The organism is Microbacterium sp. zg.Y909 (genome assembly GCF_024626565.1).
This window is the reverse complement of the sequence record NZ_JANJFJ010000676.1, coordinates 1-1,132: the sequence shown is the minus strand read 5'-3', so window position 1 is coordinate 1,132 and position 1,132 is coordinate 1. Positions and strand designations below refer to the sequence as shown.

Here is a 1,132-nt window from a genome sequence, read left to right as displayed (position 1 = left end):
GAGAGCGCCGTCATGCTCGGCAAGACGTCGAAGGCCATTCCGGCGGAGGTGCTCGAGCAGGCCATCGTGGGGTCCCTCCGCATCGTGGAGGGATCGAAACGCGCATTCGGCGGGTCGAAGCTGCAGGTGGAGCTGGTCGATCGCTCTCGGGCGGACCGCGACGGCCGCATGTTGCTCGACGGGCTGTTCGGCAAGGGCGCGCGGCCCGGTGCGACCTTCGAGTTCGGCAAGCAGGACACGCGGCTGTCGGGCGTGGCCTCGAAGATCCTCAAGGCGGCGGGAGTCGAGCTCAAGAAGCGAGGGGTGTATCGGTCGGTTCCCGGGCGCGTGCGCACGTGGCCCGCGGCGGCGCTGTTCGCCGGGACGGTGCTCGTGATCCTCTTCGGGATGCTGGCAATCGCGGCATCCGTCAACGTGTTGGTGCCGCTGGTGCTCATGGTGGTGGCGGGGATCGTGCTGGCCTTCGGAATGGGGTTGGTTTTCCACCGGCCGTTGACGGATGCCGGTGCGGAGCTGCGTGACCACCTGGCGGGCCTGAAGATCTTCATCGACTGGGCGGAGGCGGACCGCATCCGCATGCTGCAGTCGCCGCAGGGTGCCGAGCGGCGCCCCGTCGACGTCGGCGACCCACGGCAGATGATCCACCTGTACGAGACGCTGCTGCCCTATGCCGTCGTCTTCGGGCAGGAGAAGAAGTGGGCTGATGAGCTGATGGTCTACTACGGAGACGCCGGGGTGACCCCCTCGTGGTACTACGGCTCCGCGGCGTTCAACGCCGCCGCGTTCTCGTCGAGCATCGCCTCGCTGTCGAGCGCCGCGATGTCGTCGTCGTCGACGTCGGGCGGCTCGTCCGGCGGTGGCTCCGCAGGCGGGGGCGGCGGAGGCGGCGGAGGCGGCGGCGTCTGACGCACCCTGCCCCCGGCGGTCAGCTGCTGCGGCGCATCGCGCGGATGCCGACGGCGAGCCCGACCGCCGCAAGCGCCAAGGCGGCGACCCAACCCCAGAAAACCGGGCCGCTGCCGACATCCCCGGCGAACAGTGCGCGCTCGGCCTGCACGACCCAGTTGATCGGATTCACGGTGGCGACCGCCCGCATCCATCCCGGCGCGGCGTCGAGGGGCAGCAGCATGCC

The 1,132-nt window shown here is 70.3% G+C and carries 1 protein-coding gene and 1 pseudogene; one reads left to right on the top strand and one right to left on the bottom strand.

Annotated features, from left to right (window positions below; translation table 11 throughout):
- Positions 1–906: DUF2207 domain-containing protein (locus tag NQ160_RS24055; RefSeq protein WP_257517491.1), on the top strand; the 906-nt coding region annotated here is incomplete at its 5' end.
- A 19-nt stretch (positions 907–925) separates the two neighbouring features.
- Here the strand turns inward: NQ160_RS24055 and NQ160_RS24050 are convergent.
- A pseudogene (locus NQ160_RS24050) lies at positions 926–1,132 on the bottom strand (ABC transporter permease); the annotation flags it as partial.